Genomic DNA, 14,574 nt, shown 5'->3' with positions numbered 1-14,574 from the left:
CAACTACCTTGAAAAACGCCGATACCGCGCAACAGCGGGTTTTTGCTTTCGCGCATGACCGTCAGGGCCAGGGCGATGAGCACCCCGAAGATCATCGACAGGGCCGCGGTCTCGAAGGTGACCACGGCGCCGGCGAGCATGTCCGGCAAGGCGCGCAGGGCTGAGCGCCATTGGAAGGTGTAGTCAAACATGCGCGGGGCTCTCCAGTTGGGCGGCGGGTTGCAGCCAGGCCGGCAGACGCCCGCTGGCGATGGCGTTGCACGCGGTATCGACGCACTCGGCAAGACTGGCGAAATGCACCTTGCGACCCACCAGCCCAGGGGCGTAGTGGGCGTACTTGCCGGAGTTGGTCATCAGGGTGGTGGCGGCCGGTGGAATCACCGGCTCCCCGAGCATGCACCAGCAGGTGTCGGTGACCAGGGTGGCGCCGAAGACTTCGATCACCGCGATATGCCCGGCCTGGCGTGCCTGCTCCAGCACCGCGCGACCGCAGGTGATGGCGAGTACCACGTTCGGGTGTTTGTGCCGGCCCCGGCACAGCCGCGCCAGATGTGCAAATTCGCTGAGGGAAAAGTGCGGGTTGCCCAGCGACACCACATCCACCCGGTGGTCACGGGCAGTGTTGAGCTCGCGCCAGCTTTTCAGCAGGTCTTTGAGGCGGATTTTTTCCACGGGTATGAATGCATCCGCTTCCAGTACCTGTGTCGGGTCGAGGGCTTCCGGTGTAACCCCGGCGATATGAAACAGCGGCGCCGCCGAGGTGGTGGCGAAGGCCGCACCGAAGGCTTTGAGATCGTCGAGGCTCGGTTGACGGTTTTCCAGGCCCAGTACCAGCGGCACGCGGCTGCCGGCCAGGGCACCGATGTGATATCCGAGCAGCGGGTAAAAGGCATCGTCCAGTTCACCGAGTACGGGCAACTCGATCTGCAAGCGGGCCTTGCGTTGCTCGTCCAGATGGCAGCCGATCAATGGGGCGCGGCCGGTGAGGGCGATGCAGATGTCGAGGTAATCCGGGTACTTCAGGGTGCGTGCGCCGAGCACGCTGTTGGCGTACACCACGGCATTGGATTCGGCCCAGACAATCTGCTCGCCTGCCTTGGGCGCAGTGTCGAGCAGGTAAGGCGCGCAGGTGTAGCTCAGATGCGCACCCATCGCCATATAGGCATCGCCCAAGGCACTGGCCGGCTCGCCGAGGGCCGGGTCGATGCCCAATTCGCGCCAGCGGCGCTGGTCCACGGAAATCGAATTGAGGGTGGTGGGCACCCGCACTTTCGCGCCCCATTGCACCAACTGTTGGGCAAAGCGCAGGCTGGCAGGCCCCGTGTAGATGCAACCATCAATGTGCGCCTGGGTGACGTCCACCAGACTTCGCGCCCCTTGCAGCTCGGCCATGCGCAGAACAATGTGCATGGCCATTTGCGCGGCTTGACCGTGCTGACCGTCGAGCAACGCCTGATCAAACTCGGTGAGCTCGATGGAAGCACGCCTGTCGGTGCAAGGTTTGTCGAGCGCCTGCCAGGTATCACCGGGCAGGTACTCGAACAGGCTCAGCGTGGCGCCATCGACCCGGGCGAAAGCGTGATCGCCCAAGGTCGCGAACGCCTCCCGGCCGATGCAGAGCACCGGCAGGGAACGGGCAAATATGGTCTGCGCCACCAGCACGCCCAGGGTCAGGATCTCATCCGGTTCGGCCAGCACCAGTGCCGCCGGTGCATGGCCGTTGCTGATCAGCTCCATCAACACACTGCTGCCGGTACACGAACCGCGCCCGCTGGGAATCGCCAGCACACACCCCGACAGATATTCGCCGCTGAGCGAGTGGTGGCGATCGATGACTTCGCCACTGCTGGCGTCAACCCCACCCCAGAAACTCAGCCCGACATCGGCGAACAGCAGGGCACCTTGAGCGGCGCCCGCGACCAGGCTGCGACCGGTCAGAGAAACGGACCCAGGCATGCCGGACATCTCAGTAGTAAACCTGTGGCACGGTCAGGTTGGCCGGCGAGATATCGGTGCCGACCCATTTGACGAACAGCTCCTGATAACGACCGGTGCGTACCTGCTGGTTGACGAACAGGTTGAGGTAGTTGAGCAGGCCGTACTCGTTGCGCTTGGCGCCGAGGGAAACGTAGTCGATCACGTACGGGGCGTTACCGGCGACTTTGAGGTTTTTGTATTTACCCGATTTGAGGGTGGCGGCGGCGACGGTGTTGGTGACCACGGTGGCGTCGATGTGGCCTTGGGCAACGGCCAGAAGGGTGTCGTTCTGCGACTGATAGGCACGGAAGCTGCCAGTGCCCCAATTCTTCACGTTTTTCTCAAGGGCGATGGCCTCATAGGTGCCGCTGGTGTTGCCCACGGGTTTGCCTTTGAGGTCGTCGAAGCCGTTGATGCCCGTATCGTCGCGGGTCAGCACCACCATCTGGAATGCGAAGTAGGGCACGGTGAGGCCGACGGTCTTGGCCCGTTCCAGGGTGTCGGACGTAGAGGCGACGATCACATCGGCGCGCCCGGAGACCAGCGCCGGAATGCGGTCCGGGAATGGCGTCTCGACCACTTCAGCCTCGACCCCGAGGATCTTCGCCAGGTCGCGGCAGTAATCCACGTCAAAGCCGGCCGGGTTGTTGGCGGCATCACGAAAACCCATGGGCGGGAAGTCCAGGGTCACGGCGCAGCGCAGCTTGCCTGCACCGATGATGTCGTCGAGCTTGTCAGCCTGGGCGTTGGCGACAACGAGGGTACTGAGAACAGCGCTGAGGGCTACGGCAAATGCGGGGTTTTTCATAGAGGCCTCGGTGAGTGAAGTGCTGTTGAATATCGTATTGGGGATTTCGTATACGATATTAACAATAGCAATCAACGTGCCGTTTTCCAGTCAGAACGGTGAAATGACCGTCAGCCCTTGAAGTAGAAGTGTTGCAGCGGCGCAACGCCGGTTCGGTGTGATGCAGGTCGGTGTTACAGATGGGAGCAGTGGTTGTGCGGGCGCCCCTTTAGGGAACACCGGTGACCGGCCTAGCGCTGATTATCGCGATACTGACTTGGCGACAAACTGGTCAGTGCACGGAACTGCCGGCTGAAGGCACTGTGGTCGGTGTAACCGCAGCGCAGGGCGATTTCGGTGACGGGCAGGTCGGTGTGCAATAACAGGCGCGAGCCTTCTTCCAGTCGCGCCTTGTGAATCATCTGCCGCGGTGTGAGCTGGAACACCCGTTTGCAGTGACGCTCCAGTTGCGCGACAGAATAACCGCCAATGGCCGTCAATTCAGCGAGGCTGATGGGACGCGCGAAATGACTGCGGATATGCGCATCCACGGCGGCGAGCTTCAGGTACGCCGGGTGCGTGGACTGGGGTGTTGGCAAATCCCGGGAGATACCGGCCAGGCCGACAATGCGACCCTGTTCGTCGTGAAGGGCCAGTTTGTGGGTCAGGCACCAGATCGGCTGGTTACCGAAATACAGGTGCAGTTCCAGTTGGTCGGCCAGCATACGGCCGCTGGATAACACCCGCCGATCCTGTTCGGTGTACAGGGGGCCGAAGTTTTCCGGGAAGACATGCTCGGCGGTCAGTCCCAGCAATTGTTCGCTGTGTTTAAAACCGCAACGCCGCGCCAGCGTCTGGTTGACGAAGGCGTAACGAGCTTCGCAATCCTTGATGAAAAACACCACGTCCGAAAGGGTGTCGAGCAACGGCGCGATGGGCTGAAGGTTGCTGAGCAGTGTCGGCAGGTCGCAGGGTTTGAAGGTGGTGAGTGAGGGGTACATAGCGCTGGGAGGTCCGAGGGCGACCTGCGGATCATAGAGGCTCGGCCGCATGACCGAAACCCCAGGCACGGGCATCACCCTGGCGGGGTGTCGTCCAGGCTCATCAACGTCTCGATCCGCGCCGGGCTGTACGGTGGGCGCGACGCCGAGGGTTGCCAGCCAAATAAATGCTGAGCGGCGGCGCCACACACACGGCCCTGACAGGCACCCATGCCGCAACGGCTGGCCAGCTTGGCCTCGCGCCAGTCGCTGTGTTCAGTCAGTGTGGCGTAGTGCACGTCTTCGCAGCGACAGACCAGGGTGTCGGGGCGGGCCAGGGACTTGAGGTGCGGGTCGAGGGCGAAGGCCCGGTTCAGTGCCTTGGCGAAACCTTGCCAGCGTGCCCGGCGTGGCCACCATTGGCGGGCCTTTTCCAGATCTCCCACAGCGCTGTATCCGGCAATCGAACCTTCGGCCAAGGCCAGTTCACTGCCGCCGAACCCGGTGCATTCGCCCGCTGCGTAATGATCGGCGCGGTGGCTGGCCTGCCAGATATCCACCGCCAACGCTTGTCCTTCGATGGCGTAACCCAGTGCCTGGCCCAATTGGATATTCGGGATCAAGCCGAACCCACAGGCCAGCCACTCACATTCCAGTTCGTTGATTTTGCCTTGCTGTTGCAGGCGCACGCCTTCCAGTCGGTCAGTGCCAAGGGCTGCGATGACATGAGTGCTTGCACGGTAATGACGGTTGAACAAGCTGAACGACTGTAGCCATTTCTCAGGCCAGCGCGGCAGTTGCGCGGCAAAACCGGCGACAGACGCGAGTGAAGCTTGCTCGGCGATGCGTAGCACTGTGGCACCGTGTTTTTTGGCGGTAGCCGCACTGGCCAACAAGAGGGGGCCGCTTCCGGCAATCACCACGCGCTCGTCACGCACCGCAAGGCCAGCTTTGATCAGTGCCTGCAAACCCCCGGCCCCTGTCACCCCAGGCAGTGTCCAGCCGGGGAAGGGCAGCAGCAACTCTCGGGCACCGGTGCACAGGATCAATTTTTCATAGCTGATCAGCCAGCCGCGATCGTCGTCTTCGACTAGCAGTTGTTTCGTGCCGGGATTGGCGATCACCCGAGTGCCGCTGTGATGTCGGATATTGGCGTGGGACTGCAAGCGCTCACGCAGCTGACGGGCCTGAGCGGGGAGGCTGGCTTGCGGGCCGTCGCGCCAGATCTGGCCGCCCGCCAGCGGGTTGTCGTCGAGCATGACAACGCGGGCGCCACTGGGGGCCGCTGCCAGTGCGGCGGCCATGCCGGCGGGGCCGGCACCGATGATCAAGATGTCGGCGTATTCGTTCATGCCTGTGTCTCCACTTGCATGCCGTCACGGCAGAGGGTCTGGCAAGCGAGGCGACGGCGACCGTCGATGGTCACCCGGCATTCCTGGCAGATGCCCATGCCGCACAGCGGTGCGCGCCGTTGTCCACTGACCGAGGTGCGACTGCAACCGTTGCCACCCAACGCCAGGGCCGCGGCGACGCTGGTACCGTCGGCGACCCTCAGGGCCTGACCGTCGAGCATCAATTCAGGCATACACAGGTTCTCCGAGGAAACGCTGGGGCAGGTAGGGTTGAGCGGCCAGTGGCGGGGTTTCGTTGAACAGTTGCGCGACCAGCAAATCCGCCGTGCCTGGGGCGGTGGTCACCCCCAATCCTTCATGACCGACCGCCAGCCATAAGCCTTGGCGTTGTGGGTGCTGGCCCACCAGCGGCAAGCCGTCGGGGCTGGCGGCACGAAAACCGGTCCAGGCGCGGATGCCATTGAGCCGTGCCAACCCCGGCATGTAGTGGGCTGCACGCTTGAGCATTTTCGCCAGCATCCAGCCTTCGACCTGCGGATCGGTCGTGCCGAATTGCCGCGAGGCACCAATGAACAATTGCCCGGTCGGACGCGGTTGAATATTGCAGGCCACGGACGGGCCCTTGGCGTTGTGGGCGCTGGTGACGTAACCCAGTTCCACGAGCGTGTGGGTGACGGTGGCGGGGTAGCGGTCGGTGATCAGCAAGTGACCTTTTTTCGGCTCGATGGGTAACTCAGGGCACAGTTCACTGGCCTGGACACCGTTGGCCAGCACCACCGCTTCGGCACTCAACCAGTGGCCGTCATCGAGGCGTACCCGATGGCCATCGACCTCCGTGACCCGTGCCCGGCGCTGGTGGATGTTCGGCGTGTCGAGCATCCAGTTGGCCGTGGCGGGCGCATAGAGAATGCCGTCACCCTTGATCAGCAGTCCCCCTTCAAGGTCCTCGCGCAACTCCGGTTCACGCTGGCGCAAGGTACTGGCACCAACCCGCTCACAGGCGATTCCCTGAGCTTGCAGGTTCAGGTATTTGCTGTGGGCCACCGCCATTTCCTCGGGGTTGGCGGCCAGCCAGAGCGTGCCGTTGTTGCGGTAAGCGCAGCCGTCGGGCAAGTCCGGCGCATGCTCGCGCCAGCGCTGCAGGGAATAGTCACTCAGGGCCAGTTCTGCCGGGTTGTCGTCGAGCACCAGCAGGTGGCCCATGCCCGCGGCCGTCGCGTTGTGCAGACCGGCATCGAGCACCAGCACCTGCAAGCCGCGACGCGCCAAGCCCTGGGCACAGGCCGCGCCGATGATGCCGGCGCCGATGACGATCACATCGGCCACACGGCCCTGGCTCATGGGCGAATGCCCCAAGCGAAAGGATCGTCCTGTTCAATGATCAGACGGGCTTCGGCACTGATGAAGGCGCGGCCTCGAATGGTCGGGATGATGCGCTCACCCTGCCATTCGAAGGAGCCTTCGAACTCGCTGCCGATGACACTGGCCTGGCGCCAGATCTGCCCTGGCTGCAACTTATCGTCAGCCGCCATGCACGCCAGTTTGGCACTGGTGCCGGTGCCGCACGGTGAACGGTCGTAGGCCTTGCCCGGGCAGAGTACGAAGTTGCGGCTATCGGCGCGATCGTCATCGGCGAACAGTTCGACGTGGTCGATCAGGCCGCCGTCTTCACCGCGAATACCCTGGGTTTCCAGTGCCTGCTGCACTGCGTAGGTATAAGCGGTCAGCGTCTCAAGGTTGTCGCCTGACACCCGCAGGCCGTGGTCGGCGATCAGGAAAAACCAGTTGCCGCCCCAGGCGACATCGCCGATCACCTGACCGATCCCCGGCACCTGCAATGCCAAATCCTTGCGGTAACGATAAGCGGGCACATTGCGCACGCTGACCGAATGGTCGGCATGCAGGGTGGCTTGCACCGTGCCCACCGGTGTCTCGATGCTGTGCACGCCGGGCCCGATCTTGCCCATGTGCGCCAAAGACGCCACCAGGCCGATGGTGCCGTGGCCGCACATGCCCAGGTAACCGCTGTTGTTGAAGAAAATCACCCCGGCACAGGCGCTCGGGTCTACGGGTTCGCAGAGCAGGGCACCCACCAGCACATCACTACCCCGTGGTTCCAGCACGCACGCCGCACGCCATTGGTCATGTTGATCGGCGAGGATTTTGCGCCGTTGCGCCATGCTGCCGCGACCCACTTCAGGAAAACCGGCGGTCACCAGACGGGTCGGTTCGCCGCCGGTGTGGGAGTCGATGACGGAGATGCTTTTCATGGGGGGGCCACGTCCATTCGGTTGAGTGAACGCTAGAGTGGCCCGTGCGGGCGGGTGTCGGCTTGATGGATTTAACCGGTGCCGATGACGAAATCGGCACAGTGTCCGCAGCCGTCAGTGGGCGTGGGGCAGATGCTCGAAGAGGGTCTTGCAGACGCCGGCAATGTGCTCATCCAACAGCTTCACCGCCAGTTCCACATCCTTGGCACGGCAGGCTGCAAGGATCTCGCGGTGCTCGTGATCGGCGCGCTCCTTGCCGGCGGACAGGCTCATCTGCATGCGCAGGTAGCGTTCCAGTTTGTCGTTGACCGAACGAATCAGGCTGACCAGAAACGGTCGCTGCGCCGGCTCGTACAGGCAGGAATGCAACTCCCAGTTGAGCTCGGCCCAGCGCCCGACGTCGTCTTCGCCGATGAATTCCTGGCAGATGCTCTCGGCACGGGCGAAGGTCTGTTCGGTCATGTTGGGAATGGCCAGGCGCAGCACCTTGTCTTCCAGCAACATGCGTACTTCAAACATCTGCGCCAGTTCTGCGTCGGAAATCCGCGTGACCATCGCCCCGCGATTGCGCTGGAACATCACCAGCCCTTCGGCCTCCAGTCGCTTTAGGGCCTCGCGCACCGGAATTTTGCTGACGTTGAACTGACGGGCAATATCGTCCTGGCGAATCGGTTCATCCTCGGCAAAATGACCGGCGACGATCGCGTCCCGCAGATGGCGGGTGATGATTTCCGAGGTCGAAGGCGTATTGCCAAGGTCGGGGGCGTTGAGTTTGGGTAGATTCACGTCGGCGGTCGTTTGGAGTGAGATAGCGCTAGGGTATACGAAATTCTTTAACGGATCTCCCTCGCCCCTTTCAGGTGTCAACCCGAGCGCATCGCTCATCAATCCGTTGGAACTCCCCGTACCGCCGCCCCGTCATCTGGAATAAGGGGGGCTGCGGGTATTTCGTGGCGAACCCTGATTACGCTTTTTCATTCAGAAGGCGAGGGACGACATGATTACTTCAGACAGCACAACCGGGAGTCAGCCCGATAAACCCGACACCGGAGGGGCAGAGCAGGGCTTTGAACACTTGAAGGAAAACGTGACAGAGGCACTGGGCGGCGCAAGAGAGCAGGCTGATGCGCAATTTGGTCAATACCGGGATACGGCAGCCGACCAGATGGAGGCACTGGCCCACGGGGCGAAATCGTTCGTTGCTGAGTTGCAGGACAAGGACACACTGGGCATGTCCGACTACCTGTCGGACATGGCCGAGTCCATGAGCGGCCTGGCCGGGAACCTGCGTGGCAAGAGTGCCGAACAGTTGCTCCATGACGGCGCCGATCTGGCTCGCAACAATCCTGCCTTGTTCATAGCCGGCAGCATTGCGCTGGGCTTTGGCCTGTCGCGCTTTCTCAAGGCCGGTGCCGCGCCAGCGGCGACATTCCCGGATGCCAGCGATCCGGCAGCGGGCCACTCAATGCCGACGTCAGGTGGATTTGGCGCGCAACGCCCCTACGAAACTTCCATTCCATCTCGCACCGATCAAAGCCCTGGCGGCACCATCGTCACGCCGACGGCACCCAGTGACCACGGCCACCCTTCGGACTTTGCAACGCCTTCGAGCCCCGGTTCGACAAACGCCAATGGAGCACTGTGATGAACAGAGAAGATCCGAATTTCCCAGGGGCGACACCGTTGCCCGTACCCGATCCTGATGCTTCGGTCGTCGGACTATTGCGACAGTTAGCCCGCGAAGTGCCGGCGCTGTTCACCAAGGAACTGGCGTTGGCCAAAGCCGAGCTTCAGGCCAGCCTTACAACGCTCAAGGCTGGCATTGCCGGAGTCGCGAGCGGGGCGGTTGTGCTTTTGGCGGGGTTCATCATCCTGTTGATGTCCGCCGTCTATGGCCTGAGCATCGTGATGGCGCCGTGGTTGGCGGCACTGATCGTTGGTGTGGTGGTGATGATCGTCGGGTTCGCCATGCTGCAAGCTGGAAAAAAACAGTTCGAACCGTCCCATTTGAAGCCAGACCGGACGTTGGACGCCTTGAACAAAGATCAGGAAGCGCTGCGCAGGAGAGTCTCATGAACAGTGAATTCGAATACGAGTCGCAAAAAAGCCCCGAGGCCATCGAGCGCGATATCGATGCGCAGCGGGCGAGTATCGGCAACATTGTCGATGCCCTGGAAAGCAAATTTACCCCAGGACAGGCCTTTGATCAGGCGTTGTCTTTCATGCAGAACAACGGTACGACTTTCCTGACCAACTTGGGCACCAGCGTGCGCAATAATCCCGTGCCTGCGGTGCTAACGTCGGTGGGGCTGCTGTGGTTGATGATGAGCCAGAACCGTCCGCCGACCCCACGCCCGGTTTATCCCGCAAGTACTGATCAGAACAAGGTCGGGGAGTGGGCCGATGGCCTGGCTGACGGCATCGACAGTGCGCGTGACCATCTGCACCAGACTGCCGACACACTCAAGGAGGGTTACCAGAGCGTGAAAGGCAAAGCGGCGCACCTGGGTGACAACCTGGGAGCGGCCACCGATAGCGTCAGCCACGCCGTTCATGACGCCAGCGACCGTTTGGTGCGCAGTACACAAGTGATGGGCAATCAACTCAGCCATTTGCTCAAAGAGCAGCCACTGATGGTCGCAGCTGCAGGTATCGCCTTGGGGGCGATGTTGGGCGCTGCATTGCCCTCGACAGCGACCGAGCAACGCTACATGGGCAAGTCCAGCGCAGGGCTGGCCGACAAGGTCAAGCAACAGGCGCGGGAGGGTTTCGAGGCGGTGCGCGATACGGTGACAAAAACGACGGATCAAGCGGACGCAGGCATGAAACCGGAACGCGATTACCGCGAAACACCCGATGCCCCAGCCGATCTGTCTCGAGGAATGGGTACTTCCTAAAGGCGGCTATGAATAACGGGAGGTCCATTCAGGCCTCCCGTTATTCGTACGTCAACACCTCTTGTCGGCCCCCATGAACCTGCGTCGAACCCTGTTGATCCATTCAGAAATACCTCCGGGATTGCACTGCCATGAACGCCTTCAGAAACCAGCTGACGCAGGCTCAGGAACGAAGACTTTGTGCGCTGGATTCCTGGCATCGAGCACTCGAAAACATCGCATTGCGAATGGACTCCCCTGAGGCCTGGCACGAGGAATTGCTACGACAATCGGACGAGATGGACCGTCAGCGCATGGTCAGTTGGCAAGAGTGGCGAGATTTGCGAATTGCGGCCGATCAGGCCTTTCTGCGCGCAGTAGCGGGGGAGGATTATCACTCAGGGCACATCGATGAACAGACATCTGAAATTCGGGATTGAAGAGGAATACTTCATCACTGATCTGGACACTCGACGTATGGCCGAGCGGCCGCCCAGCGCGGCGATTGACGCGTGCAAGGCGGCGATCGGCGAATGTTTCGCGTATGAGATGTTCCAAGGCCAAATCGAAGTGGCTTCTCCCGTTTTCACCCGTATTGCCGAGGCCGAACAGTACTTTGTCAGCACTCGCAAATCGTTGCGCTGCACGCTCCAGTCTTATGGTCTTGGACTGCTGTGTGTCGGGAGCCACCCGTTGGCAGACTGGCGTGTGCAAGAGCCCACCCGGCAGGATCACTTTACTCAGATGTTTGAAGACTATCAGCGCGTGGCCAGGCGTAGCGTGCTCTCCGGCCTGCATGTGCATGTTGAGGTGCCGGAACACCTGGACCGTATTCGAGTCATGAACCACGTGTTGCCGTGGATGCCGTTGTTGCTGGTGCTGAGTAGCTCTTCACCTTTTTGGGACGGCGCCGATAGCGGCTTTATGAGCTACCGGCAGACCGCGTGTGATGAGTGGCCGAGGATGGGCATTCCGGAGTACTTCGAGGATGAAGCGGCCTATGAGGCCTACGTCGCCTTGCTGATTGGTACAGGTACCATCAGGCAGGCCAGCGAATGCTGGTGGGGATTACGACCCGCTTGCCGGTATCCGACCCTGGAATTGCGCATGACGGATGCGTGTCCCCGCCTGGAAGATGCCTTGTGTATTGCCTCATTGTTTCGATTGCTGGTTGCCGACGCCATTGATCAAACCCGGCCAGGACGGTTCTGGTCGCCCACGTCTCACTGGATTCTCAAAGAAAATCGTTGGCGGGCGAAACGTTCTGGAATCCATGCATCCTTCATTGTTGAAGGGTACGACCGACCCTTCTCGGCTGAGCAGTGGCTGTTCCTGGCGGAGCAGATCCTGGGCGAGGCGGCGCGGGATTTATGTGTGGAAAACGTCTTTTCCCAAGCTCGCCGGATTCTGCGCAGCGGTACCAGTGCAGACCGCCAGCGCAGCGTTTTCGAGCGAGCGCTGACCGGCACCGAGGATGTTCATAGCGCTCTGTCGCAAGTAGTGGATCAGTTGCTGGTGGAAACATCGCAAGCGCCATGCAATAAGACTCGTAGCAGCTGGCGCAGCCTGCGTCCGGCTGCGCAGCAGTCGTAAAACCTGAGCTTGCGGTCTTGCTGAATCACCGCATCGTCTGATTTCACGACTGCTGCGCAGCCGGACGCGGGCTTCGCCAGCTGCTACAAAAATTGCGTGATTGCCTTAATTGAATGGTGCCAGGCGCAGCGGCTGTTCTACTTCTAGTCTTCATCTACCGTGACTTCTTTCCAGCTGTCATCCGGATCAAAGAGTTTCATCGACTGCGCGACCTTTTCACCCTCAGGCCCCAGATCTTTCTCAAACACCTGTCCGTCATGACTGATCATGAAACTCATCACCCCGGTATCAGCGTATTTCGCCGGCCAGGCGATCAGTGCAAAACCCCGGCTCATCTTGTCGCCAATGAGATAGCTGTAGGCGCCACCCGGTGCCGAAGGACCTTGGCCAGTCAGGATGCGGAAGTAGTAACCATGCCAGGGTTCTCCGGCAATGGCGTTGCCGAACGTGGGACCCAACGGGCTGATCTGACCGCTATCGTCGTCTGCCCAATACAGCCCATCGTGCTTGCCGGGGGCGCTGTAGATATTCTGCGCATACTCAAGTGCGCCGTCACCGTCACGATCCACTGACGCATAATCCATCTGGGCGTCGTGATAGGCCTGCACCGATTGCAACGCGGCGAATTCATTGCGGCCAATTCGACGCGCACGGATTTCCGCACTGCCGGCCTTGATGTCGAAGTGCCAACCTTTCGGGCCTTTTACGATAGGGATAGGCATTGGCCATTTGTTGGTCCCGACCGAGAGGATCATCTCGTTGTCGCTGGTTTTTTCAAGGTGGTGTTGTTCGTGGTACAGCTTCAAAAATGCATCGACATCTTTGCGCTCCGCGCCTTGGCGAGGGATATAACTGCGCCATTCCGTACCCAGTAACTCGGTCAGGCGTTCATTATTGGCCTGTTTCGTACCCAGTGCTTCGACGAACGCTTCAGTGGCCTTTTCGGGCGTTGGGAATTCCTGATATGCCATGACCATGCAGGACCACACAACGCCTGCCGTGATCGCCAGGGACTGACGAAGCAAGCCCATGAGTGCCTTTACTCGAGGATTGTTATTCAACGACGGCCACCCCTTTGACTTTGACGCGCTGGTGGATTGGACGGCCGACTGACTTGCTTGCCGGCTGATCGCGAGGCATTGGGGCGCTGGGCGGATGCCTGGCTGGCCCGGCCACGATTGGCTTGTGCGTTGACTTGGGACGGTGAGCGCGCGCCGGCGAATGCATTGTTGCGGGCACTGCCCTTACTGGCGGCCTTGGTGGTTGGCCGACTTTTCGTCGTCTGGCGCGCCTGTGTATTACCTTGGCGCTGTCTGGCATCGGCGGTCTGTTTCCTGGGTTGCTGACTGGCTCTGTCAGTGCCCTGGCCTCTGTTGGAAGCCTGCTGTCTGTCTGTTGCACTCTGTCTTTCAGCCGCCCTCTGTCTGTTGGCTGCATTTTGTCTGGCAGCGTCCCTGTCTGTACCACCTTGCGCCCGATTGCTGTCCACGCCTCTGGCTTGGGCGTCGCGCGCTTGATCACGGGCTTCGCGGTTAGTGGTGGGAGGTCGTTCGATTCCGGCCCTGTCCATCGAACTGCGGGCATTTTCTCGCTGCTGGGCCCGTTGCGGCGTGTCACCTCGATAGGCCTCACGCTGAGTGGCGCCGTTGAGTTGCCGACCGTACTGTTCGCGGCTCCTGTTGTCTCGATAAGGAACACCGTTGCGATGCGCGGAGTTATGTTGGAACTTGTTCTGATTAACGTTGATTCGGTTGTTGCCATTGATGTTGTTGTAGCGTTCGACATCGATGTCGACGTCGCTATTACCCCAGTCGCAATCACCCCACAACGAACCGACGATAGCCACACCGGCGCCAAACGCCAGCCCGGTCAACAAGGCCTGGCCGGGGTAATAGGCGGGTGGTGGTGGGTAGTACGCCGGAGGTGATGCAGGATAAGGCCAGGTGCCATAGGTGGTTGTCGGGTTATAAGTGGGGACGTAGACAACCTGAGGATCGGCGGGCTGAATGATGATGGTGCTGGCAGGGGCCGGAGCCACCTCTGTGGACGTGCCTGCCGGTGCTGGATAATTCTGAACCGTCACGTTCTGATACTGGTTGCTCTCCAGGTTGCCGGCTGCCTGCGCCTGATGACGCAAACGTTGCACCGCGGCCATGAGATCGTCGGGCTGCGCCAGGAAGGCATCACCCAGGCGTTGTACCGCCACAGGATCCTGTCCCAGCGTGGCCAACACCTGCGGGAAGGCGACGAGCGCCTGTACACTCGGATCCCAGGGTTTGTTCTGCACTTGTTTGACTGCATCATCGCCCTTGGCGTTCGGGTTGGCTTTAGACCAGGCGACGGCCTCGGTAAATTCCCCGGGGTACGTGCTGGCCATCAGAATCTGTGCCAGCAGTGGGTCCGGGTACAGCGCAATGGGCGCCAGCATTTGATCCAGCTGTTCCTGGGTAAACACGGCATCTTTGAGAGGCGCCGAATTGGCGGGCGCTGGCACGGCAGTGGTCGTGCTTGAGGCCGCCATCGCCGCCTGCGATACGCAGAAAGATCCGCTCAAAATAAGGACAGCTGACAACGTGCAAAGTGAGGGAATGCGCATTGCATCTCCAGGTGGTCAGGCAGGTTTGGAGTGAGTGAATCAATGCCAGGGAGGTGAGGTCCGACGTTGCCAACACCAGACCTCAGCTTCGATGCCGCTTCCTAAGCGTAGCAAACAAAAAATTTCTGCCATTTATTTACGTT

At 61.0% G+C, this 14,574-nt stretch carries 15 protein-coding genes and 1 pseudogene; 5 read left to right on the top strand and 11 right to left on the bottom strand.

Annotated elements, in window-relative coordinates:
• The 9 genes and pseudogenes from PMI22_RS27555 to PMI22_RS27595 form a co-directional block, all read right to left on the bottom strand.
• Positions 1–191 (bottom strand): annotated as a pseudogene (locus tag PMI22_RS27555) (amino acid ABC transporter permease); the annotation flags it as partial.
• Positions 184–1,956 (bottom strand): cis-3-hydroxy-L-proline dehydratase, encoded by a 1,773-nt coding sequence (lhpI, locus tag PMI22_RS27560; protein WP_007942619.1) that lies wholly within the window; start codon positions 1,954–1,956, stop codon positions 184–186. The pseudogene PMI22_RS27555 and the gene lhpI, both read right to left, overlap by 8 nt.
• Before the next feature lie 10 nt (positions 1,957–1,966).
• The gene (locus PMI22_RS27565) at positions 1,967–2,785 is read right to left on the bottom strand and encodes an ABC transporter substrate-binding protein (protein WP_007942618.1); all 819 of its coding nucleotides are present in this window, start codon (positions 2,783–2,785) and stop codon (positions 1,967–1,969) included.
• A 230-nt stretch (positions 2,786–3,015) separates the two neighbouring features.
• The gene (locus tag PMI22_RS27570) at positions 3,016–3,765 is read right to left on the bottom strand and encodes an AraC family transcriptional regulator (RefSeq protein ID WP_033048644.1); all 750 of its coding nucleotides are present in this window, start codon (positions 3,763–3,765) and stop codon (positions 3,016–3,018) included.
• Positions 3,766–3,839: 74 nt separating this feature from the next.
• Complete coding sequence (locus PMI22_RS27575) at positions 3,840–5,096, bottom strand: NAD(P)/FAD-dependent oxidoreductase (protein WP_007942616.1); 1,257 nt, start codon at positions 5,094–5,096, stop codon at positions 3,840–3,842.
• Positions 5,093–5,329 carry a (2Fe-2S)-binding protein gene (locus tag PMI22_RS27580; protein WP_007942615.1) on the bottom strand — a complete coding sequence of 79 codons (237 nt, stop codon included), beginning with the start codon at positions 5,327–5,329 and terminating at the stop codon, positions 5,093–5,095. Before PMI22_RS27580 ends, PMI22_RS27575 begins: the two co-directional genes overlap by 4 nt.
• Complete coding sequence (locus tag PMI22_RS27585) at positions 5,322–6,437, bottom strand: NAD(P)/FAD-dependent oxidoreductase (RefSeq protein ID WP_007942614.1); 1,116 nt, start codon at positions 6,435–6,437, stop codon at positions 5,322–5,324. Before PMI22_RS27585 ends, PMI22_RS27580 begins: the two co-directional genes overlap by 8 nt.
• Positions 6,434–7,366 (bottom strand): 4-hydroxyproline epimerase, encoded by a 933-nt coding sequence (locus PMI22_RS27590; protein WP_007942613.1) that lies wholly within the window; start codon positions 7,364–7,366, stop codon positions 6,434–6,436. The genes PMI22_RS27585 and PMI22_RS27590 overlap by 4 nt, the downstream gene beginning before the upstream one ends.
• 114 nt (positions 7,367–7,480) lie before the next feature.
• Positions 7,481–8,152, bottom strand: coding sequence for a GntR family transcriptional regulator (locus PMI22_RS27595; protein ID WP_033048642.1), 672 nt, complete (start codon positions 8,150–8,152; stop codon positions 7,481–7,483).
• Between the two features lie 211 nt (positions 8,153–8,363).
• Between PMI22_RS27595 and PMI22_RS27600 the strand changes: the two genes are divergently transcribed.
• The 5 genes from PMI22_RS27600 to PMI22_RS27620 all read left to right on the top strand — a co-directional run bounded on the left by PMI22_RS27600 (position 8,364) and on the right by PMI22_RS27620 (position 11,835).
• Positions 8,364–9,011, top strand: a complete 648-nt coding sequence (locus PMI22_RS27600) for a hypothetical protein (RefSeq protein WP_007942610.1) — start codon at positions 8,364–8,366, stop codon at positions 9,009–9,011.
• Positions 9,011–9,442, top strand: a complete 432-nt coding sequence (locus PMI22_RS27605) for a phage holin family protein (protein ID WP_007942609.1) — start codon at positions 9,011–9,013, stop codon at positions 9,440–9,442. The genes PMI22_RS27600 and PMI22_RS27605 overlap by 1 nt, the downstream gene beginning before the upstream one ends.
• Positions 9,439–10,263, top strand: coding sequence for a DUF3618 domain-containing protein (locus PMI22_RS27610; protein WP_007942608.1), 825 nt, complete (start codon positions 9,439–9,441; stop codon positions 10,261–10,263). The genes PMI22_RS27605 and PMI22_RS27610 overlap by 4 nt, the downstream gene beginning before the upstream one ends.
• Positions 10,264–10,394: 131 nt before the next feature.
• On the top strand, positions 10,395–10,682 hold the full coding sequence (locus tag PMI22_RS27615) for a hypothetical protein (RefSeq protein ID WP_007942607.1): 288 nt from the start codon (positions 10,395–10,397) through the stop codon (positions 10,680–10,682).
• Complete coding sequence (locus PMI22_RS27620; protein WP_007942606.1) at positions 10,654–11,835, top strand: carboxylate-amine ligase; 1,182 nt, start codon at positions 10,654–10,656, stop codon at positions 11,833–11,835. Before PMI22_RS27615 ends, PMI22_RS27620 begins: the two co-directional genes overlap by 29 nt.
• Before the next feature lie 143 nt (positions 11,836–11,978).
• On the opposite strand, the gene PMI22_RS27625 is transcribed toward PMI22_RS27620, so the two are convergent.
• Together PMI22_RS27625 and PMI22_RS27630 are read right to left on the bottom strand one after the other, a co-directional pair.
• Positions 11,979–12,866 (bottom strand): DUF2950 domain-containing protein, encoded by an 888-nt coding sequence (locus PMI22_RS27625; protein ID WP_007942605.1) that lies wholly within the window; start codon positions 12,864–12,866, stop codon positions 11,979–11,981.
• Between the two features lie 26 nt (positions 12,867–12,892).
• Positions 12,893–14,431: a DUF3300 domain-containing protein gene (locus PMI22_RS27630; RefSeq protein WP_007942604.1), complete on the bottom strand. Its 1,539-nt coding sequence runs from the start codon at positions 14,429–14,431 to the stop codon at positions 12,893–12,895.
• Between the last annotated feature and the right edge of the window lie 143 nt (positions 14,432–14,574).

This window comes from Pseudomonas sp. GM21 (genome assembly GCF_000282215.1).
Lineage (GTDB): Bacteria > Pseudomonadota > Gammaproteobacteria > Pseudomonadales > Pseudomonadaceae > Aquipseudomonas.
The sequence above is the reverse complement of the archived record's forward strand: the minus strand, read 5'-3'. Positions and strand labels throughout refer to the sequence as shown.